The organism is Lentzea sp. NBRC 102530 (assembly GCF_030269365.1).
Lineage (GTDB): Bacteria > Actinomycetota > Actinomycetes > Mycobacteriales > Pseudonocardiaceae > Lentzea.
In genome coordinates this window covers 295916-317469 of the sequence record NZ_BSTF01000009.1, presented here as the reverse complement: position 1 = coordinate 317469, position 21554 = coordinate 295916, and the positions used below count along the sequence as shown (strand labels likewise).

18 protein-coding genes are annotated in these 21554 nt (G+C 69.8%); 16 read left to right on the top strand and 2 right to left on the bottom strand.

Going from position 1 to position 21554, the window contains the following annotated elements:
• The first annotated feature begins 2 nt into the window (after positions 1–2).
• Positions 3–1796 carry an ABC transporter ATP-binding protein gene (locus QSK25_RS25295; protein ID WP_285641795.1) on the top strand — a complete coding sequence of 598 codons (1794 nt, stop codon included), beginning with the start codon at positions 3–5 and terminating at the stop codon, positions 1794–1796.
• The gene (locus tag QSK25_RS25290; protein WP_285641793.1) at positions 1793–3538 is read left to right on the top strand and encodes an ABC transporter ATP-binding protein; all 1746 of its coding nucleotides are present in this window, start codon (positions 1793–1795) and stop codon (positions 3536–3538) included. The genes QSK25_RS25295 and QSK25_RS25290 overlap by 4 nt, the downstream gene beginning before the upstream one ends.
• Positions 3539–4442: 904 nt before the next feature.
• Here QSK25_RS25290 and QSK25_RS25285 read toward each other — a convergent pair.
• Entirely contained in the window at positions 4443–5831 is a 1389-nt protein-coding gene (locus tag QSK25_RS25285; RefSeq protein ID WP_285641792.1) for a KamA family radical SAM protein, read from the bottom strand.
• A gap of 131 nt (positions 5832–5962) precedes the next feature.
• On the opposite strand from QSK25_RS25285, the gene QSK25_RS25280 reads away from it, so the two are divergent.
• Together QSK25_RS25280 and QSK25_RS25275 are read left to right on the top strand one after the other, a co-directional pair.
• A complete protein-coding gene (locus QSK25_RS25280) occupies positions 5963–6427 on the top strand; it encodes an FxsA family protein (protein ID WP_285641790.1) in 465 nt (154 codons plus the stop codon).
• Complete coding sequence (locus QSK25_RS25275) at positions 6424–6984, top strand: GNAT family N-acetyltransferase (RefSeq protein WP_285641789.1); 561 nt, start codon at positions 6424–6426, stop codon at positions 6982–6984. Before QSK25_RS25280 ends, QSK25_RS25275 begins: the two co-directional genes overlap by 4 nt.
• Positions 6985–6993: 9 nt before the next feature.
• On the opposite strand, the gene QSK25_RS25270 is transcribed toward QSK25_RS25275, so the two are convergent.
• Complete coding sequence (locus QSK25_RS25270; RefSeq protein ID WP_285641787.1) at positions 6994–7389, bottom strand: SsgA family sporulation/cell division regulator; 396 nt, start codon at positions 7387–7389, stop codon at positions 6994–6996.
• Between the two features lie 142 nt (positions 7390–7531).
• Between QSK25_RS25270 and QSK25_RS25265 the strand changes: the two genes are divergently transcribed.
• The 12 genes from QSK25_RS25265 (at position 7532) to QSK25_RS25210 (ending at position 21533) form a co-directional block, all read left to right on the top strand.
• Positions 7532–8491 carry a TIGR03885 family FMN-dependent LLM class oxidoreductase gene (locus QSK25_RS25265; protein ID WP_285641786.1) on the top strand — a complete coding sequence of 320 codons (960 nt, stop codon included), beginning with the start codon at positions 7532–7534 and terminating at the stop codon, positions 8489–8491.
• Entirely contained in the window at positions 8488–9996 is a 1509-nt protein-coding gene (locus QSK25_RS25260) for an alpha-amylase family protein (protein WP_285641785.1), read from the top strand. Before QSK25_RS25265 ends, QSK25_RS25260 begins: the two co-directional genes overlap by 4 nt.
• A gap of 70 nt (positions 9997–10066) precedes the next feature.
• Positions 10067–11077: an L-erythro-3,5-diaminohexanoate dehydrogenase gene (gene kdd / locus QSK25_RS25255; RefSeq protein WP_285641783.1), complete on the top strand. Its 1011-nt coding sequence runs from the start codon at positions 10067–10069 to the stop codon at positions 11075–11077.
• Positions 11070–12617 (top strand): amidohydrolase, encoded by a 1548-nt coding sequence (locus QSK25_RS25250; RefSeq protein WP_285641893.1) that lies wholly within the window; start codon positions 11070–11072, stop codon positions 12615–12617. The genes kdd and QSK25_RS25250 overlap by 8 nt, the downstream gene beginning before the upstream one ends.
• A 3-nt stretch (positions 12618–12620) precedes the next feature.
• Positions 12621–14192 (top strand): lysine 5,6-aminomutase subunit alpha, encoded by a 1572-nt coding sequence (kamD, locus tag QSK25_RS25245; protein WP_285641781.1) that lies wholly within the window; start codon positions 12621–12623, stop codon positions 14190–14192.
• A complete protein-coding gene (gene kamE / locus QSK25_RS25240; protein ID WP_285641779.1) occupies positions 14185–14937 on the top strand; it encodes a lysine 5,6-aminomutase subunit beta in 753 nt (250 codons plus the stop codon). The genes kamD and kamE overlap by 8 nt, the downstream gene beginning before the upstream one ends.
• On the top strand, positions 14934–15332 hold the full coding sequence (kal, locus tag QSK25_RS25235) for a 3-aminobutyryl-CoA ammonia lyase (RefSeq protein WP_285641778.1): 399 nt from the start codon (positions 14934–14936) through the stop codon (positions 15330–15332). The genes kamE and kal overlap by 4 nt, the downstream gene beginning before the upstream one ends.
• Before the next feature lie 159 nt (positions 15333–15491).
• Complete coding sequence (locus QSK25_RS25230; RefSeq protein ID WP_502881895.1) at positions 15492–15863, top strand: GntR family transcriptional regulator; 372 nt, start codon at positions 15492–15494, stop codon at positions 15861–15863.
• 48 nt (positions 15864–15911) lie between these two features.
• On the top strand, positions 15912–16670 hold the full coding sequence (locus QSK25_RS25225) for a class I SAM-dependent methyltransferase (protein ID WP_285641775.1): 759 nt from the start codon (positions 15912–15914) through the stop codon (positions 16668–16670).
• A gap of 113 nt (positions 16671–16783) precedes the next feature.
• Positions 16784–17950: an acyl-CoA dehydrogenase family protein gene (locus QSK25_RS25220; protein ID WP_285641774.1), complete on the top strand. Its 1167-nt coding sequence runs from the start codon at positions 16784–16786 to the stop codon at positions 17948–17950.
• Positions 17947–19932 (top strand): acetate--CoA ligase family protein, encoded by a 1986-nt coding sequence (locus QSK25_RS25215; protein ID WP_285641773.1) that lies wholly within the window; start codon positions 17947–17949, stop codon positions 19930–19932. Before QSK25_RS25220 ends, QSK25_RS25215 begins: the two co-directional genes overlap by 4 nt.
• On the top strand, positions 19929–21533 hold the full coding sequence (locus tag QSK25_RS25210; RefSeq protein WP_285641772.1) for a thiamine pyrophosphate-binding protein: 1605 nt from the start codon (positions 19929–19931) through the stop codon (positions 21531–21533). Before QSK25_RS25215 ends, QSK25_RS25210 begins: the two co-directional genes overlap by 4 nt.
• Positions 21534–21554 lie beyond the last annotated feature (21 nt).

Here is a 21554-nt window from a genome sequence, read left to right as displayed (position 1 = left end):
GAATGTCTGCCGAAGACGACACCGGCATGAAGCCGGTGCTGGACCTCGTGGCGCTGTCACCGGCCGTGCGGTCGGGGCTCGCCCGCGCGCTCGCACTGGGCGCGCTGGGCGGGATCGCCGCCGTCGGCGGGTACGTGTGCGTCGCGCTGTCCGTGGGGGAGTTGTTCGAGGCGGACCGGTCGTTCGCCGCGTTCGGCCGGTGGGCGGGCGGCGCGTTCGCCCTGTTGACCCTGTCCTTCTTCGCGAAGTGGCTCGCCGAGCAGGTTGCCCACCACGCCTCGTTCGACCTCGAGGTCGTGCTGCGGCGCGCACTGGCCGACGCGCTCGCGCGGATGCCGCTCGGCGTCGTGCAGCGCACCGGGTCCGGCCGGATCAAGAAGATCGTGCAGGACGACGTGGCCGCGTTGCACAACGTGGTCGCCGACGCCGTGCCGTTCTTCGGAGGCGTTGCCGCGCAACCGGTCGCCGCTTTGATCGCGCTCGCCATCGTGCAGTGGAAGCTACTGCTGGTGGTGCTGCTCGTCGTCCCAGTCGCGATGGTGTCGTTCTCGCTTATGGCACGGGACTACACGACCCAGCGCGAGCGGTACAACCAGGCGGCCGAGGACGTCAACAACGCCGTGGTCGAGTTCGTGCAGGGCATGCCCGTGGTGCGGACGTTCGACGACGGCCGCACTTCTTTCCGCCGGTTCGGCGCGGCGGTGCAAAGGTTCACGGACGCCGTGGGCGCCTGGACCGAAACCTCGCGCAGCGCGTCGGCGTTCAACCGGCTGGTGATCGTGCCGCTGCCGACGTTGCTGGTGGTGGCCGCGTGCGGGACACCGATGCTCGCGGCTGGCTGGATCAGCCCCGCGGATCTGGTGCTGGGCCTGCTGATCGGCGCGATGCCGATCGAGGCGATCGCCCCGCTCATGCACCTGACGAACCTGATCAACGACTCCAAGGCGGGCGCGGTCCGGATCGGCGAACTGTTCGCCGTGCCGCCGCTGCCGGAGCCCGCCGAGCCTCGCACGCCGGTCGGCGCCGAGGTGGCGTTGCGCGGCGTGACGTTCGGGTACTCGCCGGACCGTCCGGTGCTGACGGACGTGACGATCGAGGTGCCGGCCGGAACGGTGTGTGCGCTGGTCGGCCCGTCCGGCTCCGGCAAGTCGACCGTGGCCCGGCTGATCCCGCGGTTCTACGACGTCACCGGGGGCGCGGTGCTCGTCGGTGGGGTCGACGTGCGCGAGATGTCCAGCGAGGTGCTGCTGCGGCACGTGACGCTGGTGTTCCAGGACCCGTTCCTGGTCGATGGCACGATCGCGGAGAACATCAGGCTCGCCAAGCCGTCCGCGACCGACGACGAGGTGATCGCGGCGGCGAGGGCGGCCGCGGCCCACGAGTTCATCGTCGGCGAGCTCGCCGACGGCTACGACAGCCAGGTCGGCGAGCGCGGCGGCAGGCTCTCCGGTGGGCAGCGCCAGCGGATCACGATCGCCCGCGCGATGCTGTCGGACGCGCCCGTCGTGGTGCTCGACGAGGCCACCGCGTTCGCCGACCCGGAGAGCGAGGCGGCGATCCAGGAGGCCGTGGCCAGACTCACCGTCGGCCGCACGGTGATCGTCATCGCGCACAAGCTCAACACCATCACCGGCGTCGACCAGATCGTCGTGCTCGACGACGGCAGGGTCGCCGAACGCGGCAGGCACGTCGACCTGGTGAGCGCGGGTGGCCGGTACGCGTCGTTGTGGGCCAGGCACGAACAGGCGGCGAGCTGGGGTCTCGCCGGCACCAAGGTGAAGGGCGTGACCGCGTGAAGCGCATCCGCAGGCTGATGTTCCTGGCTGCAGGCCCGTACGCGCCGCAGTTCCGCTCGACGTTGCGGATCTCCGTGATCGCGTCCGTCGTGCAGGCACTGGCGTACGCGGCGTTCATCCCGCTGCTCGCGGCGCTGGCCGCCGACCCCGCCGACACCGGTACCGCGTGGCTCTGGGTCGGCGTCCTCGTCGTGCTGGTGGTGGTGGAGGCGTTGCTGCGCTTGAAGGAGAGTGCCTTCACGTTCGACTACTGGCACCTCGTCACCGGCGACACCAGGACCAGGTTGGGGGAGCGGCTGCGGTCGATGCCCCAGCAGGAACTGGGCCGTCGCGCGGCGGGCGACCTCACGACGGTGGTCGGCGGCAACGTCACCAGCGCCGCGACCGGCATCTCGGCGTTCTCCACGCTGTTCGTGCAGCTGGTCACCGTGCCCGCGCTGCTCGGGGTAGTGGTGCTGGCCGTCGACTGGCGCCTCGGCCTCGTGCTGGTTGCCGCCGTCGTGATCTCCGTGCCGCTGATGCGCAGGCTGCGAAACCTGTCCAACCAGGGATTCCGCCGCGTTGACACCGCTAACGCCGGCGCCGCCAGCCGGATCGTCGAGTACGTGCAGGGTCTCCCGGTGTTCAAGGCGACGGGCCAGGCCGGTGCGGACTCGCCGCGCCTCGTGGAGGTCTTCGCGCATCAGCACGAAGCCAACGCCACCGCGAACCGCTCGGCGTCAGTCCCCGTGGCCGCCCTGCAGTTCCTGGTGCAGGCCGCGGTCATCGCGCTCGTCGTCCTCGGCGCCTCCCTCGTGCTCGACGCCAGGCTGACACTGCCGTTGCTGCTCGCCGTGGTGGTCGCGGCCGCCCGGTTCGCCGAACCGCTGGCCGCCGCCGTGACGATGAGCAAGCTGTTCGAACTGTGCGAGGCAGCCCTCACGAGGGTCAGCGAGGTGCTCGACGCGGGCACGCTCCCGGTTCGCCCAGGCGGCCGTCAGCCCTCGTCGTTCGGCATCACGTTCTCCGGCGTCTCGTTCACCTACGAGGGACGCACCGATCCGGTCCTGCGCGACGTGTCGCTTGAGGTTCCCGAACGCAGCCTGACCGCCCTCGTCGGGCCGTCCGGTTCCGGCAAGACCACCATCACCCGCCTGATGACCAGGTTCGCCGACCCGCAGCAGGGCGAGGTGCGCCTCGGTGGTGTGGACGTGGCGTCACTGGAACCCGAAGAGCTGATGCACCACTTCGCCGTGGTGTTCCAGGACGTCTACTTGTTCGACGACACGATCCTCGCGAACATCGCCATGGGCAGGCCGGACGCCACGCGCGAAGAGGTTCTCGCCGCCGCCGAGGCTGCCAACGTCCACACGTTCGCCGAACGCCTGCCCGACGGCTACGAGACACGCGTCGGGGAGATCGGTTCGGCCCTGTCCGGAGGCGAGCGTCAACGCATCTCCATCGCCCGCGCGATCCTCAAGGACGCCCCCGTCGTCCTGCTCGACGAGCCCACGGCGGCCCTCGACACCGAGTCCGAAGTGGTCGTCCAGCAAGCCATCGACAACCTGGTCACGGGCAAGACCGTCGTCGTCATCGCGCACCGTCTATCCACTGTGGTGGGTGCCGATCAGATCCTCGTGTTCGAGGACGGTCAGGTCGTGCAACGCGGCACTCACACGGAGTTGATCCAGCAGGACGGTCGGTACGGCAGCATGTGGCGTGCCCAGACGCGAGCCAAGGAGTGGAGGCTCGTGCGAAGCTGAGACGCCATTCTGTCGCTGCGCACCGCGAGGGTGCAGCGGCGGATGCGAACAAGTGCCGATAACGATTTGCTCGTGCGTCGCCGGGCAACGAAGGGGTGAGGCTCGCCGGGGCGAGGAGCGTTGCAGGAGTTGTTGTCGATTTGTGCCTGTGACATGCACGTCGACCAGGTACTTCACTTGGTCGATGTTGGGGGTATCCCGAACATCATGGTCAAGGTCCTGTAGACGGATATCGAGAAGCGCAAAAGCATTAGATATCCGCATCGTTGTGCTCGCCGAAGTAGAGCAACGAAACGATGTCCGGATGATCGAGCCGGTATAGGGCGTCGACGTCCGTCTCTGTGGAAGTTTGGTCGGCGTCGCGAGGTCAGCTTTAACGCCCGCGTGTATGTCGCGTGTGGTGTCAAATGCTGGGAGGATATTTCCTCAATAGTCGGTACGTTCGCCATCAGTGTTGGCGGTGTACGGATTCCCTGTCAGAACAACGGTGAGGACTCCGTTGGGTGGGGGTCATACTTCTGCTTTACGGTACGAGTCGGGTTGGAAACCGAGTTCGAGCGTTTGTGAGAGTTCGTTGAACGCTTGTCGAGGTCGACGAGCGTGTGTTCTCGATGCAATTGGCCACTATGAAATAGGGGCCTTCGCTCAGGTGTCTTCTTGTGTTTGGCTTTACCTGCCGAACGACGGCGTGTGTCTTTTCGGCATGGAGTGTTCCTGTGGGCCGCTCAGGTCCGAAACGAGCCCGCACGAGCGCCGCGGGGGTGGGACCAATGTCGACCTTGCCGTGTCCATTGTGGGGCCATTGGACGTCGAGACCCAATGGGGTGCTATGGGGTCTGACCAGGCGGAACATGCCGATGGGCCGTCTCTGGGAGATGTCTCGAAGACGGCCCATCGTGACCCGTCAGCTCTGGTCAGCCCACCATTTCTGCCCAGCCTCGTCGAGGGTGGAGATCGGGTCGTAGTAGGGGTAGCGGCGGTCGAGTGCTTCGGGGTCTTCGAGTTCGATCCCGGTGCGGTAGTTCTTCGTCCAGTAGGAAATGCCCAGGTCACGATCATATTCGGCGAGCTGGTTGACCCACCGCTTGCCGACGTACGGCACGTCGCACACGATCCGCGGCGTCGCATAGCCGGGCAGGTAGCCCATGATCGAGTGCTGCAGCTCCTGCGCCTCCCACACCGACACCCGCCAGTGCTCCGCGTTGGGGATCATGTCGCACATGTAGAAGTAGTACGGCAGGATGTTCGCTTCCCCTTGCAGCGCAAAGCAAAGGTCCAGCAGGTCGTCCGAGGTGGCGTTGACGCCCTTCATCAGGACGCCCTGGTTGCGCACGTCCCGCACGCCGACCTCAAGGGCCGTGCGGGCGGCCTCGGCCACGAGAGGCGTGACGGACTGCGCGTGGTTCACGTGCGTGTGGATCGCGAGGTTCACGCCACGACGTGAAGCGGTGCGCGCCACGCGCTCCAGGCCCTCGACGACGCGCGGCTGGAGCCAGTGCTGGGGGAGGCCGGCCAGTGCCTTGGTGGCCAGGCGGACGTCGCGGACCGTGTCGATGTCGAGCAGGCGCATCAGGAACGACTCGAGCTGCGGCCACGGGACGTTCGCCACGTCGCCGCCCGAGACCACGACGTCGCGGACGCCCGGGGTCTTCTTCAGGTACTCGATCATCTGGTCCTGGCGGTCGACCGGCTTGAGCGAGAGCTTGTGCTTGTCGATCAACGGCGTGCTGTTGCCGACCAGGTCCATGCGGGTGCAGTGGCCGCAGTACTGCGGGCAGGTCGAGACCATCTCCGCGAGGACCTTGGTGGGGTAGCGGTGGGTGAGGCCTTCGACGACCCACATCTCCGCCTCGTGCAGCGAGTCGCGTTGCGAGTGCGGGTGGGACGGCCAGTTGGGGTCGCGGTCCGAGGCGACCGGCAGCATGTAGCGGCGGACCGGGTCGGCCAGGAACGCCTCGGTGAAGGCGTCGGGGGACAGCGGGGCGTCGACCGCCATCGTGTTGAACATCTGCGGCGGGATCAGCATCGACATCGTCGCGAACGCCGACTGGTCGGCGGCGAGGTCGTCGTAGAACTTGTCGGTGAGCAGGTCACCCGCGACCTTGCGGAGCTGCTTCACGTTCTTCACGCAGTTCACGCGCTGCCACTGGGCGTCGCGCCACTGCGCCTCGGTCACGTGGGACCAGCCGGGGAACCGCCGCCAGTCCGGTTCGACCAGCTCACGGCGGACGTACGTGTACGGCTGGCGGTCCAGCCGCTCCAGCGCCGTGGGGGCGTCGTGCAGCGCGGTCATCCGTACTCCTCAGCGTCGAGGTCGCGTAAAGATATCCTGTCACATCGCTAGCTTGCCGTAAATATTTCAGCTCAAGACCTGGTGGAGAGCTGGTCGGGAGCAAAGACGCGACCTCGTTCGTTGACACGGACATGCCCCTCTTCGCGCTGCTGCTGCTCGGGATGTTCGCCGAGATCGCGGTCATGGTCGCCGTCGGCAACGCCATCGGCGGGCTCTGGATGATCGCCCTGCTCCTGCTGGGAACCCTGGTGGGTCTGTCGCTCGTGCGCCGCCAGGGTGCGCAGGTGATGGCCGCGTTCCGGGAGTCGGTGTTCAACCGCCAGCAGCCGCACCAGGAGATGGCGGACGGCGTGCTCATCGCCACGGCCGGTGCGTTGATCATGGTGCCGGGCTTCATCAGCGACGTGGTGGCGTTGTTCCTGCTCTTCCCACCCACGCGCAAGCTCGTGAGCAGGCGGATCGCGCGGAAGGCGGAGGCCGCGGCGCTCAAGTTCGAGCACGAACGCCGCTTCGGCGCCGGTCAGGTCGTCGAGGGCGAGGTCGTCGACGTGGACGCGGGCCCGGTCGTCATCACGGAACGGCGCGAGCTCACGTGATCCGCGCGTACCGGCTGCCCGACCTGGACGCGCTCTACGACATCTGCCTCGACACCGGCGACGGCGGCCTCGGCGCGCGCCACCTGTTCGAGGATCCGAAGCTGATGGGCCACGCCTTCGTCGGCCCGTACGCGGCGTTCGAACCCGACCTGGTGTTCGTGGCCGAGGACGACGAGGGCATCGCCGGCTACGCGCTCGCGACGGCCGACACCGAGGCGTTCGAAGATCGCTGCGACCGCGACTGGTGGCCCGACCTGCGGGTGCGCTACCCGCTGACCGGGGACCCGAACCGGATCGTGCGGCACATCCACCACCCGCCGCGCGTGGACCCGTTCCTGGTCAGGGACTATCCGGCGCACCTGCACGCGAACCTGTTGCCCCGCGCGAAGGGCAAGGGCTTCGGCGGCACGCTCGTGCGCACCGTGCTCGAACGCCTGGAGAAGGGCGTCCACATCCACGTGCGGCACCACAACACACACGCGATCGGTTTCTGGGAACACCTGGGGTTCCGCGTGATCGACTCCGCGGACAAGCTCGTGATGGGACTGCGCCTCTAGCCGGAGCGCTCAGCCGAGCAGGTCCTTCATCAACAGCTCGAAGTCGAGGACCTCACGCCCGGCCGGCACCGCCGCGTACGTCGAGTCGAGGAACTTCTGCAGCTCCGCCGCCGACAGGTGGAACACGGCGTGCGAGTCCTCGGTGAAGAGCTCCAGCACGAGCACGTCCCCGTCACCGGGCCGCAGCCGGACGTCGCCGAGCCCGGACGGCGACAGGATGCCGTCGGCGAGCAGTTCGCGGCCGACGAGCCAGGTCGACTCCTGGTCGCGCGCCTGAAAACGCATGGTCACGGCATGCGGATCGTCTGATCGGTACTGGAGGTCGACGCTCATCGGCTCGACCGAGCCGTCCGGCCGGATGAACTCGACGACGGTGGCTGTGCCGACCCGGGTCTCGTTGAACATCGCCGTTCCTCCTCCGCGGTGAGGGTGCTGCCATCAACACGGACGTGGTCGCGAGCCGGTTCAAGAACTCGTCGAAGATTTTTTCGGAGCGCTCTGACCTGGGAGTGCTTCCCCCGCGAGCTTGGTGGGTACCTGGAAGCGCATGACCGTTTACGGCATCCATGCGTCACATGAGCAGATCCATCCCGCCCGCCTGCTCGACGCCGTGACCAGGGCCGAGCAGGCCGGGTTCTCCGCCGCGATGAGCTCCGACCACTTCTCGCCGTGGAGCGCGCGGCAGGGCGAGTCCGGGTTCGCTTGGTCCTGGCTCGGCGCGGCGCTGCAGGCCACGAACCTGCCGTTCGGCGTGGTCACGGCACCGGGCCAGCGCTACCACCCGGCGATCACCGCCCAGGCGATCGGCACCCTCGCCGCCATGTACCCCGGCCGGTTCTGGGCCGCGCTCGGCACCGGCGAGGCGAGCAACGAGCACATCACCGGCGACGGCTGGCCGCGCAAGGACGTCCGCACGCGACGGCTGCGCGAGTGTGTCGACGTCATCCGCGCACTCCTCGAAGGCGAGGAGGTCAGCCACGACGGCCTGGTCACGGTCGACCGCGCGAAGCTGTGGACGCGGCCGGACGAGGTGCCGCTGCTGATCGGCGCCGCCGTCAGCCCCGAGACCGCCCGGTGGTGTGCGGAGTGGGCCGACGGCCTGATCACCGTCAACGCGCCACCGGACCGGTTGCGCGCGCTCGCCGACGCCTACCGCGACGCCGGCGGCCGCGGCAAGCTGCACCTCCAGGTGCACCTGAGCTGGGACCCCGACGAGGACACCGCGACGAAAACCGCCCACGAGCAGTGGCGCACCAACGTGTTCCGCCCGCCCGTGTGCTGGGACCTCGAACTGGCCGAGCACTTCGACATCGCCGCCGAACACGTCACGCCCGAAGAAGTCGCCAAGGTCGTGAACGTGTCATCGGACCTGAAGTGGCACGCGGAGCAACTCCACGCCTACGCGGAACTCGGCTTCGAGGAGATCTACCTGCACCACGTCGGCCAGGACCTGACCGCCTTCGTCGACGCGTTCGGCGAGCACGTCTTACCGGAGGTGACCGCGTGATCCGCACGTCCGACGTCTGGTGGAAGAACGCCGTCCTCTACTGCCTCGACGTGGAGACCTTCACCCCTGATGGCTTCCGCGGTGCCACCGAACACCTCGACCACCTCCACGCACTCGGCGTCACGTGTGTGTGGTTGATGCCCTTCTACCCGACCGCCGAACAGGACGACGGCTACGACATCACCGACTTCTACAACGTCGACCCGCGGCTCGGTTCGCTCGGCGACTTCGTGGAGTTCGTGCGCGCCGCACGGGACCGCGGCCTGCGCGTGATCGCGGACCTCGTCGTGAACCACACCTCGGACCAGCACCCGTGGTTCCACGACCCCGAGAAGCGCGACTGGTACGTCTGGGCCGACGAACCGCAGGAGGACGGACCGCAGGGGATCACGTTCCCCGACAAGGAGAACTCGCTGTGGGAGTACTCCGAGGAGGTCGGCAGGTACTACCTGCACCGCTTCTACAAGCACCAGCCCGACCTCAACGTGTCCAACCCGCAGGTCCGCGACGAGATCGCCCGGATCATGGGCTTCTGGATGGAACTGGGGCTGAGCGGGTTCCGCGTCGACGCCGTCCCGTTCCTGTTGGAGCACAACGACCCGATGGACGCCCTCGCGTTGCCCGACCCCCACGACTACCTCACGGACCTGCGGGCGTTCCTCAACCGCCGCAACGGTGAGGGTGTGCTGCTGGGCGAGGTCAACCTGCCGTACAAGGACATCATGGCGTTCTACGGTCAGGGCGTCGGCGACGAGCTGAGCATGTGCTTCGACTTCGTCGGCATGCAGGCGATGTTCCTGGCCCTGGCGCGGAAGTCGAGTGGTCCGCTCACCAAGGCGTTGCAGGAACGCCCGCACCCGCCGCGCGACGGCCACTGGGCGACGTTCGTGCGCAACCACGACGAGCTCACCCTCGACAAGCTGCCGGTCGACGAACGCCAGGAGGTCTTCGACGCGTTCGGCCCGAAACCGGAGATGCAGCTCTACGGGCGGGGCCTGCGCCGGCGACTGCCCGGCATGCTCGACGGCGACCAGCGCCGCATCCGGATGGTCTACAGCCTGCTGTTCAGCCTGCCGGGCACGCCCGTGCTGTTCTACGGCGAGGAGATCGGGCTGGAGGAGGACCTGTCGCTGGAGGGCAGGCTCGCCGTGCGGGTGCCGATGGACTGGGGTGCCGCGGGGGAGCAGAGGCACGACCCCGACTCGTTGCTGACCTGGATGCGGCGGCTGGTCGAGTGCTACCGGGAGTGCCCCGAGCTGGCGTGGGGCGAGGTGAAGGTGCTCGACGTCGGCGATCCGCGCGTGTTCGCCCATCGCGCCGACTGCGACGGCGGGGCCGTGATCGTCGTGCACAACTTCGCGGACGAGGAGGTCACCGTCCGGGTTCCGGCGGAAGGCGTGCTCACGAACGTGCTGACCGGTGAGCCCGTGAAGCCGGCGAAGACCGGTGCCAAGGTGGACCTCGCACCCTACGACTGCCGCTGGTTCCGCGTATCTGTCGAGTGATGCTTGCGCAATCTTTACGGTTCACGTGAAGATATCTTCGAGACAGCGTCGTCGACCGAAGGATTTTCGCGTGAGCGCGTACGGACTGCACCGCGTCCTCGAACCGGCCGGGGTACTGCCGCAGCAGGCGTGGCGGCTCGACGCGAACCCCGTGCCCGCCCCCGACGAGGTGGTCGTCTCGGTCGAGCGGCTGAACCTCGACGCGGCGTCGTTCCGGCAGCTCAGGGAGCAGCACGGCGACGGCGCCGCGGTCCGGCAGGCCGTCCTCGACATCGTCTCCGAGCGCGGCAAGATGCAGAACCCGGTCACCGGGTCCGGCGGGATGCTGCTCGGCACCGTCCTCGAGGCCGGGCCGGAGTCGCCGCTCGGGCTCAAGGCCGGTGACCGGATCGCGACGCTGGTCAGCCTCACGCTCACGCCGCTCCGGATCACCGACGGCCTGCGGGACTGGGACGGCGAGGACGAGCAGGTGCCGTGCCAGGGGACCGCCGTGCTGTTCGGCCGGTCGATCGCGGCCGTCCTGCCGGACGACATGCCCAACGAACTCGCGCTGTCCGTGCTCGACGTGTGTGGTGCACCGGCACTGACCGACCGTGTGGTGCGCAGGCACCCCGGTGGGTCCGTGCTCGTGCTCGGCGGTGGCGGCAAGTCCGGGTCGCTCTCTCTTGCGGCCGCACGTCAGGCAGGTGCGTCGCGTCTCGTCGCATTGGTGCCCACGGAACGTGAGGCAGCACAGGTTCGTGAGTCCGGCCTCGCCGACGAGGTCGTGATCGCCGACGCACGCAACCCCGTCGCCGTCGCCGAGGCGGTGGGCAAGCAGGTCGACGTCACGGTCGTGTGCGTGGACGTGCCCGGATGCGAGCACGGCGCCATCCTCGCGACCGCGGACGGCGGCACGGTGGTCTTCTTCTCGATGGCCACCTCGTTCAGCGCGGCCGCCCTCGGTGCGGAGGGGCTCGCGGCGGACGTGGAGATGATCGTGGGCAACGGCTATGTGCCTGGTCACGCCCAGTTCGCGTTGGACCTGGTCCGGACCCGGGCGGGTGTGCGGGCGCTGTTCGAGCAACGGCAGACTGCGTGACGTGAGTACGCAACTTTTGGTCGGCGGCCGCATCTACGCACCGGATGCGACGGCGATGGCCGTCACGGACGGCGTCGTCGTGTGGATCGGACAGGACTCGGTCGGGCACGCGCTGCACCCCGACGCCGAGGTCATCGAGCTGGACGGCGCGTTCGTCGCGCCCGCGTTCGTCGACGCGCACGTGCACGCCACGTCCGCCGGCCTGCTGCTGACCGGCCTCGACCTGACGAAGACGTCCTCGGCCGACGACCTGCTCGACCAGGTCCGCGCCGCCGAGGGCCCCCTCGTCTGGGGGCACGGGTGGGACGAGACGCGCTGGAGCGAGAACCGGCCGCCCACGCGGGCCGAGATCGACGAGGCCGCGCAGGGCAAGACGGTCTACCTGTCGCGTATCGACGTGCACTCGGCGCTGGTCTCGTCCGACCTGATCACCGACGACGCGCGCAACGCCGACGGGTTCTCGGAGGACGGCCCGCTCTCGCGCGCTGCCCACCACCACGTGCGCGGTACGGCGAAAGCCGCCATCACGTCCGAACAACGTCAGGCCGCGCAACTGGCGTTCCTGCGTCACGCTGCGTCCATGGGCATCGCGTCCGTGCACGAGTGCGCTGGTCCGGACATCTCCGGCGAGGACGACCTGCGCGAACTCCTCGCGCACACCGAGGGGCCCGAGGTGGTGGCCTACTGGGGTGCGGCCGAGCTGCCGGGCGTCGAGGTGCGGGGTCTCGCCGGGGACCACTTCGTCGACGGCGCCCTCGGTTCGCGCACGGCCGCGCTGACCGAGCCCTACGCCGACGCCGCCACGTCCGGGGCGCTCTACCTCGACGGCCGGCAGATCGCCGATCACCTCGTCCGGTGTGACGAGCTGGGGGTGCAGGCGGGGTTCCACGTCATCGGCGACGCGGGGATGGCCGCCGTGGTCGAGGGCTTCGAGCTCGCCGAGAAGGCGATCGGCACGCCGTCGCTGGCGTCCGCGCGGCACCGCCTCGAACACGTCGAGATGGTGTCGGAGGAGCAGGCCGCGAAACTGGCCGGGTGGGGTGTCATCGCGTCCGTCCAGCCGTTGTTCGACGCCGAGTGGGGCGGGCCGGCCGGGATGTACTCCCAGCGGCTCGGGGCTGAGCGAGGAGTGGGGCTGAACCCCTTTTCGAAGCTCGCCGCCGCCGGTGTGGTGCTCGCGTTCGGCTCCGACACGCCCGTGACGGCGATCGACCCGTGGGCGACCGTGAAGGCCGCCGTGCACCACCGCACCGAGGGCCACGGCATCTCGCCGCGCGCCGCGTTCACCGCCCACACCCGCGGCGGCTGGCGCGCGGCGGGCGTCAACGACGGCCTGACCGGCACGTTGCAGCCCGGCGCGCCCGCGACGTACGCGGTGTGGGAGACCGGTGACCTCGTCGTCGCCGGGTCCGACGCCCGCGTGCAGCGCTGGTCGACCGACCCGCGGTCGGGCGTGCCCGGCCTGCCCGACCTCACCGGCCCCGCGCCCGTCTGCGTGCGGACCGTCCTGAACGGCCGGACGATCTACGAGAGGAAGTGACTGATGGCGTTGCTCGACCTCGACCCCTCGGTGGTCGCCACCGCGCGCGAACTCGCGGCGCGGGCGGCCGAACCGGTGGTGTCCCTCGCGAAGGCGCACACCACGGTTGCCGTCGAGCGCGCCACCCTCCGCCTCGCGGGCATCATCGGCGCGGACTCCACGCACCGCGCCGGTGACGTGCCGTGGGTGAACCGCGTGATCGACACCGTGCGCGAGCAGTGCGGGCTTGAGCACGGCGTGGTGCTGCCGGCGTTCCACGCGTTGCGCCAGCACAACCTCGGCTCGTTGACGGAACTCGCCGAGGCCACCGCCGCGGGGCAGGTCCAGTTCACGATCCCGACCGGCAAGGACCTGACAGCGGCGCGGAAGGCCTCGACCTCGGCTGTCGCCAAGGGACTGAAGACCGTGGACCGCAACAAGGTCCAGCGCGACAAGCTCGTCGCCAAGCTCGGTGATCCCGCGCAACGGCCGTGGATCTACCTGATCGTCGCGACCGGTGACATCGACGAGGACGTCGTCCAGGCCAAGAACGCGGCCCGCGCGGGCGCCGACATCATCGCGGTGATCCGCTCGACCGGGCAGTCGCTGCTCGACTACGTGCCGGAAGGCGCGACGCACCACGGGTTCGCGGGCACCTACGCCACGCAGGAGAACTTCCGGATCATGCGCGCGGCGCTCGACGACGTGTCGAAGGAGGTCGGCCGGTACGTGCGGCTGACCAACTACGCGTCCGGCCTGTGCATGCCGGAGATCGCGGTGCTGGCGGGACTCCAGCGCCTGGACATGATGCTGAACGACTCGATGTACGGGATCCTGTTCCGCGACATCAACCCGATCCGGACGTTCGTGGACCAGCGGTTCTCCCGCCAGGTGCACGCCCGCGCGGGCATCATCATCAACACCGGCGAGGACAACTACCTCACCACCGCGGACGCCGTCGACGCCGCGCACACCGTGACCGTGTCCCAGCTGCTCAACGAGCACTTCGCCCACGAGGCGGGGCTGCCCGACCACCTGCTGGGCCTCGGGCACGCGTTCGAGATCAACCCGAAGGTGCCCGACTCGTTCCGGCTCGAGCTCGCGCACGCGCTGCTGGCCCGCGAGCTCTTCCCGGACGCGCCGCTGAAGTGGATGCCGCCGACCAAGCACATGACCGGCGACGTGTTCGACGGCTACCTGCTGGACGGGTTCTTCAACCTCGCGGGTGTCCTCACGGGACAGTCGATCCTGCTGGTGGGCATGATGACCGAGGCGGTCGTGACGCCGTTCCTCTCCGACCGCGACCTCGCGTTGAAGAACGTCCGGTACGTGCTGAACGCGGCGGGCAGCCTCGCCGAGGACTTCCGGCCCTCGCCGGACGGCCTGATCGTCAAGCGCGCGCACCAGGTGCTCGGCGAGGCCGTGGACCTGCTGGAGCGGATCGTGGACGACGGGCTGCTGAACGCGATCGCCGACGGGACGTTCGGGTTGATGAAACGCCCGGCGGACAAGGGCAAGGGCGCGGACGGGGTCGTGGAGAAGGCTCCCGCGTACTTCAACCCGGCTTCGGAGATGCTGGAGGCGAGCGATGTCTGACGCGAAGAAGTACGTGCGGCCGTACGGGGACACCACCGGCGACGGCATGATCCAGACGTCGTTCACGCTGCCGGTGCCGTTCGGCCCCAAGGCGGACGGCGCGGCGTTGCAGCTCGCGAACAAGATGGGCATGGACCCCGCGATGGTGGTCCACTCGAACCCCATCGGCGACGACTTCACGTTCTTCGTCGTGTACGGCTCGGTGAAGCACCTGGTGGACCTCGACGAGGTCAAGGTCGTCGAGCGCGAGTACCCGCTGCTGTCACCGTCCGAAGTGAACAGTGCGTTGAAGAAGGTGTTGCGGCGCAAGCTGGTCGTCGTCGGCGGGTGCATCGGCACGGACGCGCACACCGTCGGCATCGACGCGATCCTCAACATCAAGGGGTTCGCGGGCGAGAAGGGCCTGGAGTACTACCGCGAGCTGAAGGTCGTGAACCTCGGCGCGCAGGTCAGCGTTCCGGAACTCGTGCGGTCCGCCCGGGCCGAGAAGGCCGACGCGGTGCTGATCTCGCAGGTCGTGACGCAGCGGGACGCGCACATCCTGAACACGCAGGAGATGTCGGCGGCGTTCCGCGAGGCGATGGGGGACCGGCGGCCGCTGCTCGTGGCCGGCGGTCCGCGCTTCGACCCGTTGATGGCGGGCGAACTCGGGGTTGACCGGGTGTTCAGCCGGGGTACCACGCCCGGTGAGGTCGCGAGCTACCTGGTGCACGCGATGCAGGAGAAGAAGGGGGTCGCCGCGTGAGCGGAGCTTTGGTCGAGGGTTTCGTGGTGACGCACCGCCGGTACGTGCCGCACTCTCACGCGCATTACGGCGGCAACCTGGTCGACGGCGCCTACGGGCTCGGCATGTTCGGTGACGTGGCGACGGAGTTGCTGATCCACACCGACGCGGACGAGGGGCTGTTCGCGGGGTACAGCTCCGTCGAGTTCGTGGCGCCGATCCAGGCCGGTGACGTCATCGAGGCCTCCGCGACGCTCGTGCGCATCGGGAAGCGGTCGCGGGAGATCGAGTTCGAGGCGCGCGTGGTGTGCCGGTCCGCGCCGGAACGCGGTCCGTCGGCGGCGGACCTGCTCGCCGAGCCGATCGTCGTGACGCGGGCTCGTGGCACGGTCGTCGCGCCGAAAGCCGCGGAATAGCTCCCAGGGCGGCGGTCGGGCCGGTGGCCGACCCGACCCCGTCGTGAGCCCGGCCGTCGCCGGCCTCCCGCTCTCCCCGAGCGGAGCACGGAAGAATCCGCGTTGAATTGACCGCAACCTCCGCCGCCTTCTCCCGTTGGTCAATACAGAAGTAGCTACATGCGGGGAGGATGCGGCGTGGTGAAGATCGACCACCAGGGGGACACACCTCCGTACGAGCAGGTGCGCGTGCACTACGCACACGCCATCTCGAACCGGGAGTTGCCCGTGGGCGCCAAGTTGCCCACGGTGCGGGCCCTGGCGAAAGACCTCGGTCTGGCGGTCAACACGGTGGCGCGCGCCTATCGTGAGCTGGAAGAAGCCGGTCTCGTCGAGACGCGGGGCCGGGCAGGCACGGTGGTCAGCGCGAACGGCGACAGCAACCGCGAACGCGTTCGTGCGGCGGCTGCCCACTACGCGGCGATGTCCGCGGAGCTGGGGCTCGCACCTCAGGAGGCGCTGGAGATCGTGCGCGCGGCTCTGCGCGCTTAGGTCACTCTCCTGGGTGTATTGCGGTTTCTGGAACGGCAACGTTCCACAATGGTCACCACCATGATCACGTTCTCCGTCAACGTGATCATGAAGGTGCGCCGCACGTCCGGCGCGACGTTCGACCCGATCGCCGACCTGTACGACAGGTTCGCGTCCCTCACGCAGGACCGCTTCCGCCGCTGGATCACGGGCGTGCTGCCCGCGTCCGGCGGCAGGGCGATCGACCTCGGGTGCGGCTCCGGCCGGTTCCTCGACCTGCTGGCCGACCGCTACGGCGAGGTGGTCGGGGTGGACGCCTCCGCGCGCATGATCGACCTGGCGCAGGCGCGGTTCCCGGCGGTGAAGTGCGACGTCGGCGACCTGTGGGAGGCGACACCGGAGCGTCTCGGCGTCTTCGACCTCGTGCTCGGCGTCAACACGTTGCACCACCTCGGTTCCGACCCGGCCGCCTACCTGGCGCACGTCCGGCGGCTCGTGCGGCCCGGCGGTCAGGTCGTGGTCGTCGACGTCGTCCGGCACACCCCTCGCTGGGCCGCGAACCCGGTGGCGTACCGGGTTTACCGCCTCGGGCGCACGGTCCGCGGCGCGGTGCGGGCCGGTGTGGCCGGGGGATCGGTCGGGGACGCGCTCGCCGCCGTGCGGCTCAAGCGGCACGAGCAGTGGCGGAACCTGGCGGCGGACGCGCACGTGCTGAGCCGTCAGGAGTTCCGCCGCGAGTACGCGCTCGCGTTCCCCGGCGCGACTTTCAGCGACGCCGTGGAGTCGAGCGTGTGTGCTGTCAGTTGGTCCGCTGCTCCAGGCGAGTGATCGCATCTGCCCTGGTAGTCACCCGTTCGCGGACCTCATGAGGCGTCTTGGCGGAGCTAGGCTGCCCCCTGGATCGTGAATAACTGATTCGTCAGTCAATTTAGGGGTGCGAGATGGGGCGGACCGTCCGCGACGGCCTGCGGCTCACGGCCGAACAACAGCAGTTCGTCGAGTTGGCCGGGGAGTTCGCCGCGCGCGAGATCCGGCCGCGCGGGCGTGCCGTCGACGAGGCGGACACCGAGTCGCCGCTCGACGTGTGGGAGAAGGCGGCGGCGCTCGGGCTGACCTCGTTCATGCTCCCGGAGAAGTTCGGCGGCGGTGGCGTCACGGACCTGCTCACCCAGGTGCTGGTCCAGCAGGAGCTGTGCCACGGCGACATCGGCATCGGCAACCTGGTCACCTCGAACGGGTTCTTCAGCGCTCCGATCGAAATCCTCGGCACACCCGAGCAGCAGGAACGGTTCCTCACACCGCTCTGCGGCGCGGCACCACCGCTCACCGCCGTCGCCGTCACCGAATCCGGCAGCGGGTCGGACGCGGCGAGCATCCGGACGTCGGCGCGGCGCGAGGGCGACGAGTACGTCCTCAACGGACAGAAGACGTGGATCTCCAACGCGCCGTACGCCGAGATGTTCGTGATCTTCGCGACCGTCGATCCGGCGCTGAGGTCCCGTGGTGTCACGGCTTTCGTCGTGCCGCGGTCCGCGCCGGGGCTCACCGTCGGGCCACCGTTGAAGAAGATGGGGCAGCGCGCGATCGTCAACGCCGAGGTGTTCCTCGACGACGTGCGCGTGCCCGTCGCGGACCGGCTGGGCGAGGAGGGGCAGGGGTTCGCCGGCCTGATGCGGACCTTCGACGCCTCGCGCATCCTGATCGGCGCCGCCACCACCGGACTCGCCCGCGCCGCACTGGACTTCGCCACCGCGTACGCCACCGAACGCGTGCAGTTCGGCAAGCCGATCATTCAGCACCAGGCTGTGGCGTTCCGGCTCGCGGACATGGCCACCCGCGTCGACACCTCGCACCTGCTCACCGTCCGGGCGGCGACGCTGCACGACGACGGGCACGCGGTCGCGCAGGAGTCGGCGATGGCCAAGCTCGTCGGCTCCGAGAACGCCATGTGGTGCACGCACGCCGCCGTGCAGACGCTGGGGGGCTACGGGTACTCCCGTGAGCACCCCGTCGAACGCTGGATGCGCGACGCGAAGCTCGAGGAGATCGAGGAAGGCACCTCGGACATCCAGCGCCTGATCATCTCCCGCGGCCTCGGTGCCAGATGATCTTCTCCGACCCCGCGTCCGTCGCCGTCGTCGGCGCCAGCGACGACCCCGCCAAGTGGGGGCACTGGCTCGCGCGCGGTGCCCTCGACGGCCACGAACGCCGCACCGTGCACCTGGTCAACCGCGGTGGCGGCGCCGTGCTCGGACGGCCCACGGTGCGGTCGCTCTCCGAACTGGACGAGGCTCCCGAACTGGTCGTGCTGGCCGTGCCCGCGGCGCACGTGCCCGCCGTGGTGGACGAGGCGCTCGCGGTCGGCGTGCGCGGCTTCGTCGGCATCCCCGCGGGCATCGACGAGGCCGTCGTCGGCCGCATCCGCGAGGCGGGCGCGCGTCTGCTGGGCCCCAACTGCCTGGGCGTGTTCGACGCGGCGACGTCGCTGCACCTCGCGTGGGGCCGGTTCCAGGCCGGATCGCTCGGCGTGGTGTCGCAGAGCGGGCAGGTCGGGCTGGAGATCGCCGGGCTCGCGGCGTCGACGGGGATCGGCGTCAGCAGGTTCGTCTCGGTCGGCAACCAGGCGGACGTGACGGCCGCGGAAGCGTTGCGGGACCTGGTGTCCCACGACCTGACCACCGTCGTGGGGGTGTACCTGGAGAGCTTCGGCCCCGGGATCGTGGCGGCCATGTCGGACCTGCGCGCCGCCGGGAAGCCCGTGGTGCTGCTGACCGTCGGGTCCTCGCTCGCCGCCCAGGAGGCCGCGCGCACGCACACGGGCGCGCTGACGTCGTCCTTGGACGTCGTGGACGCGGCCTGCCGCCGGGCGGGCGCGGTCCGGGTGACGACGCCCGCGGCGCTGGTCGACCTGGCGTCGGTGCTGACGAGCGGGGTGCCGGGCGGGAGCAGGGTGGGGGTCATCTCCGACTCGGGTGGTCAGGGCGCCATCGCGGCCGACCTCGCGGTGGCGGCGGGTCTCGCGGTGCCGCCACTGTCCGCTGTGGACGGTCTGCCCGCCGGCGCGTCCGTGCGCAACCCGATCGACCTCGCCGGCACGGGGGAACAGGACCTCGCGAACTACGCGCGGGCCGTCGAGGTGCTGGCGCGCGGCGGTGAGATCGACACCGTGGTGCTGTCCGGGTACTTCGGCAGCTACGGCGAGGACGCGCCGTCGCTGGAGGCGGCCGAGGTGACCGTGGCGACCCGGATCTGCTCGCTGGCAAGGGAAACCGGCGTGCCCGTGCTCGTGCACAGCATGCGCGCGGACTCCGCCGCCGTCCGGGTGCTGCGCGCGGGCGGCGTCCCCGTCCAGCACACGATCGAACGCGCGATGGCCGCCCTGGGCAACGCGCACCGCCTGACCAGGCACACCGCGGCGGCGGTTCCCCGCGCCACGACCACCACGGCGTACCGGCCCGGGTACCTCGCGGCCCGCGACCTGCTGGACTTCGTGCGGTTCCCGCGGGCCCACGCCGTGACGTCCGCCGCCGACGTGACGGGCACGCCGCTGACCGGGCCGTTCGCGCTCAAAGCCGACTGGCTCGCGCACAAGAGCGAGCACGGCGGCGTGCGGCTCGACCTCACCGATCCCGCGGCGGCGTTCGACGAGATGCGCGCGAGGCTCGGACCGGGCACGTACGTCCTGGAGGAGATGGACGGGCGCGACCACACCGTCGAGCTGATCATCGGCGCCCAGCGCGACCACTCGTTCGGCCCGGTCGTCCTCGTCGGAGCGGGCGGCGTGCACGCGGAACTCCTGCGGGACACGGCCGTCGAACTCGCCCCCGTGACCCCCGCCACGGCGAGGAACATGCTGGCACGCCTCATCTCTGCCCCGCTCCTGTCAGGCGCGCGTGGCGCCCCGCCGGTCGACGTGGCAGCGTTGGCCGAGGTGATCGCCCAGATCTCCGAGACGCTGGCGGCCAGACCGGACCTGGCCGAGATCGAGCTGAACCCGGTGCGCGTGGGACCGGACGGCGTCCTCGCGGTGGACGCGCTGATCATCCCCTCCAGCGAAGTGAACGACACGAGCGGACAACGCGTGGCATGAGCACGACCCCACCTCGCCTGAGCGGCGCCGACGCCCTGGTGCGCGCCCTCGTGGCCCACGGCACCGAGCTGGTCTTCGGCATCCCCGGCACCCACAACCTCGGCATCTACCGGGCGCTGGCCGGCCACTCCGTCCAGCACGTGACGCCCCGGCACGAGCAGGGCGCGGGCTTCGCGGCCGACGGCTACGCCCGCGTGACCGGCAAGGTCGGCGTCTGCCTCACCACGAGCGGCCCCGCCGTCCTCAACGCCATGACCGCGGTGACGCAGTCCTCTTCGGACTCGGTGCCCGTCCTGCTCATCTCGCCGGGCATGCCGTCGCGGCACCCCGGCCGCGGCAACGGCACCCTGCACGAGGTGCGCCACCAGAGCGTCGCGCTGGAGGCCGTGATCGGGTACTCGAACCGGGTCCAGAGCGTCGCCGAGATCCCCCTGGCCGTGGCGCAGGCCTTCGCGCACATGACCGCGGGCCGCCCCCGGCCGGCCCACCTGGAGATCCCGCTGGACCTCATCGACGCCCTGGACGAGGTCGTGGAGGTGCCCCCGCTGGTGCTCGCCCACCCGCCGGCCGACGCCGTGACGATCGCCGCCGCGGCCAGGCGTCTGAACGCCGCCACGGCACCGGGCATGATCATCGGTGGCGGTGCCAAAGCGGCCTCCGAGCAGATCACGCTTCTGGCCGAACGCCTCGGTGCCCCGGTCGTGACCACGGCCAACGGCAAGGGGATCGTCTCCGAGCACCACCCGTTGTCCATCGGCGCGGGCCTGCACCACCAGGCGGTGGCGGACTTCGTGGCCGAGTGCGACGCCGTCCTCGCCGTCGGCACGGAACTGGCCTCCACCGACCTCTGGAACGGCCCGCTGGAGTTCCCCGGTGACCTGATCAGGATCGACGTCGACCCGGCCCAGATGATCACCAACGCCCTGCCCGGCTACCCGCTGGTGGGCGACGCCGAGGCCACGGTCGCGGCCCTGAACCAACGCCTGGGCAACCCGGCGGGCGCCGTCGACGCCACCCGTGCCGACCGCTGGCGCACGCTCTTCACCGAACAGGCCAGGACCCAGGGCGCCCCGTGGCTACCCCTGGTGGGGTCGCTGGCCGACGCGGTGGCCCCCGGCGCGATCATCGCCGGCGACAGCGCGATGGCCTGCTACTACGGCGCTCTGTCCAACCTGAGGCTCGACCGCCCGGCGAGTTTCCTGTACCCCACGGGTTTCGGCACCCTCGGCTACGGCCTGCCGGCGGCGATCGGCGCCAAGATGGCGGCCCCGGACCGCCAGGTCGTGGCGTTGCACGGCGACGGCGGCATGATGTTCACCGTCGCCGAACTGGCCACCGCGGCCCAGGAACGCCTGCCGCTGCCCGTGGTCGTCGCCGACAACGGCGGCTACGGCGAGATCCGCCGCGAGATGGTCGACCGCAGCGAACCCGTGCACGGCGTGAACCTCCCGGGCGTCGACTTCGCGAAGGTGGCGCGCGGCCTCAACTGCCACGGGGTCACCGTCGACGACGAGGACAGGCTCACGACGGCGTTGCGCAAGGCGTTCACCGCGGACCGTCCGACGGTGATCCACGTGACCGGGGACCTGGCCGGCGCCTGAAGTCCTTGTTTTGTCCAGGAA

What these genes read in the sequence shown, in the direction of transcription:
- QSK25_RS25295 (WP_285641795.1), top strand. Translation starts at nt 3, where the DNA reads ATGTCTGCCGAAGACGACACCGGCATGAAGCCGGTGCTGGACCTCGTG.
- QSK25_RS25285 (WP_285641792.1), bottom strand. Translation starts at nt 5,831, where the DNA reads ATGACCGCGCTGCACGACGCCCCCACGGCGCTGGAGCGGCTGGACCGC.
- QSK25_RS25280 (WP_285641790.1), top strand. Translation starts at nt 5,963, where the DNA reads ATGCCCCTCTTCGCGCTGCTGCTGCTCGGGATGTTCGCCGAGATCGCG.
- QSK25_RS25270 (WP_285641787.1), bottom strand. Translation starts at nt 7,389, where the DNA reads ATGTTCAACGAGACCCGGGTCGGCACAGCCACCGTCGTCGAGTTCATC.
- QSK25_RS25265 (WP_285641786.1), top strand. Translation starts at nt 7,532, where the DNA reads ATGACCGTTTACGGCATCCATGCGTCACATGAGCAGATCCATCCCGCC.
- kamD (WP_285641781.1), top strand. Translation starts at nt 12,621, where the DNA reads ATGGCGTTGCTCGACCTCGACCCCTCGGTGGTCGCCACCGCGCGCGAA.
- kamE (WP_285641779.1), top strand. Translation starts at nt 14,185, where the DNA reads ATGTCTGACGCGAAGAAGTACGTGCGGCCGTACGGGGACACCACCGGC.
- QSK25_RS25230 (WP_502881895.1), top strand. Translation starts at nt 15,492, where the DNA reads ATGCGGGGAGGATGCGGCGTGGTGAAGATCGACCACCAGGGGGACACA.
- QSK25_RS25225 (WP_285641775.1), top strand. Translation starts at nt 15,912, where the DNA reads ATGGTCACCACCATGATCACGTTCTCCGTCAACGTGATCATGAAGGTG.
- QSK25_RS25220 (WP_285641774.1), top strand. Translation starts at nt 16,784, where the DNA reads ATGGGGCGGACCGTCCGCGACGGCCTGCGGCTCACGGCCGAACAACAG.
- QSK25_RS25215 (WP_285641773.1), top strand. Translation starts at nt 17,947, where the DNA reads ATGATCTTCTCCGACCCCGCGTCCGTCGCCGTCGTCGGCGCCAGCGAC.
- QSK25_RS25210 (WP_285641772.1), top strand. Translation starts at nt 19,929, where the DNA reads ATGAGCACGACCCCACCTCGCCTGAGCGGCGCCGACGCCCTGGTGCGC.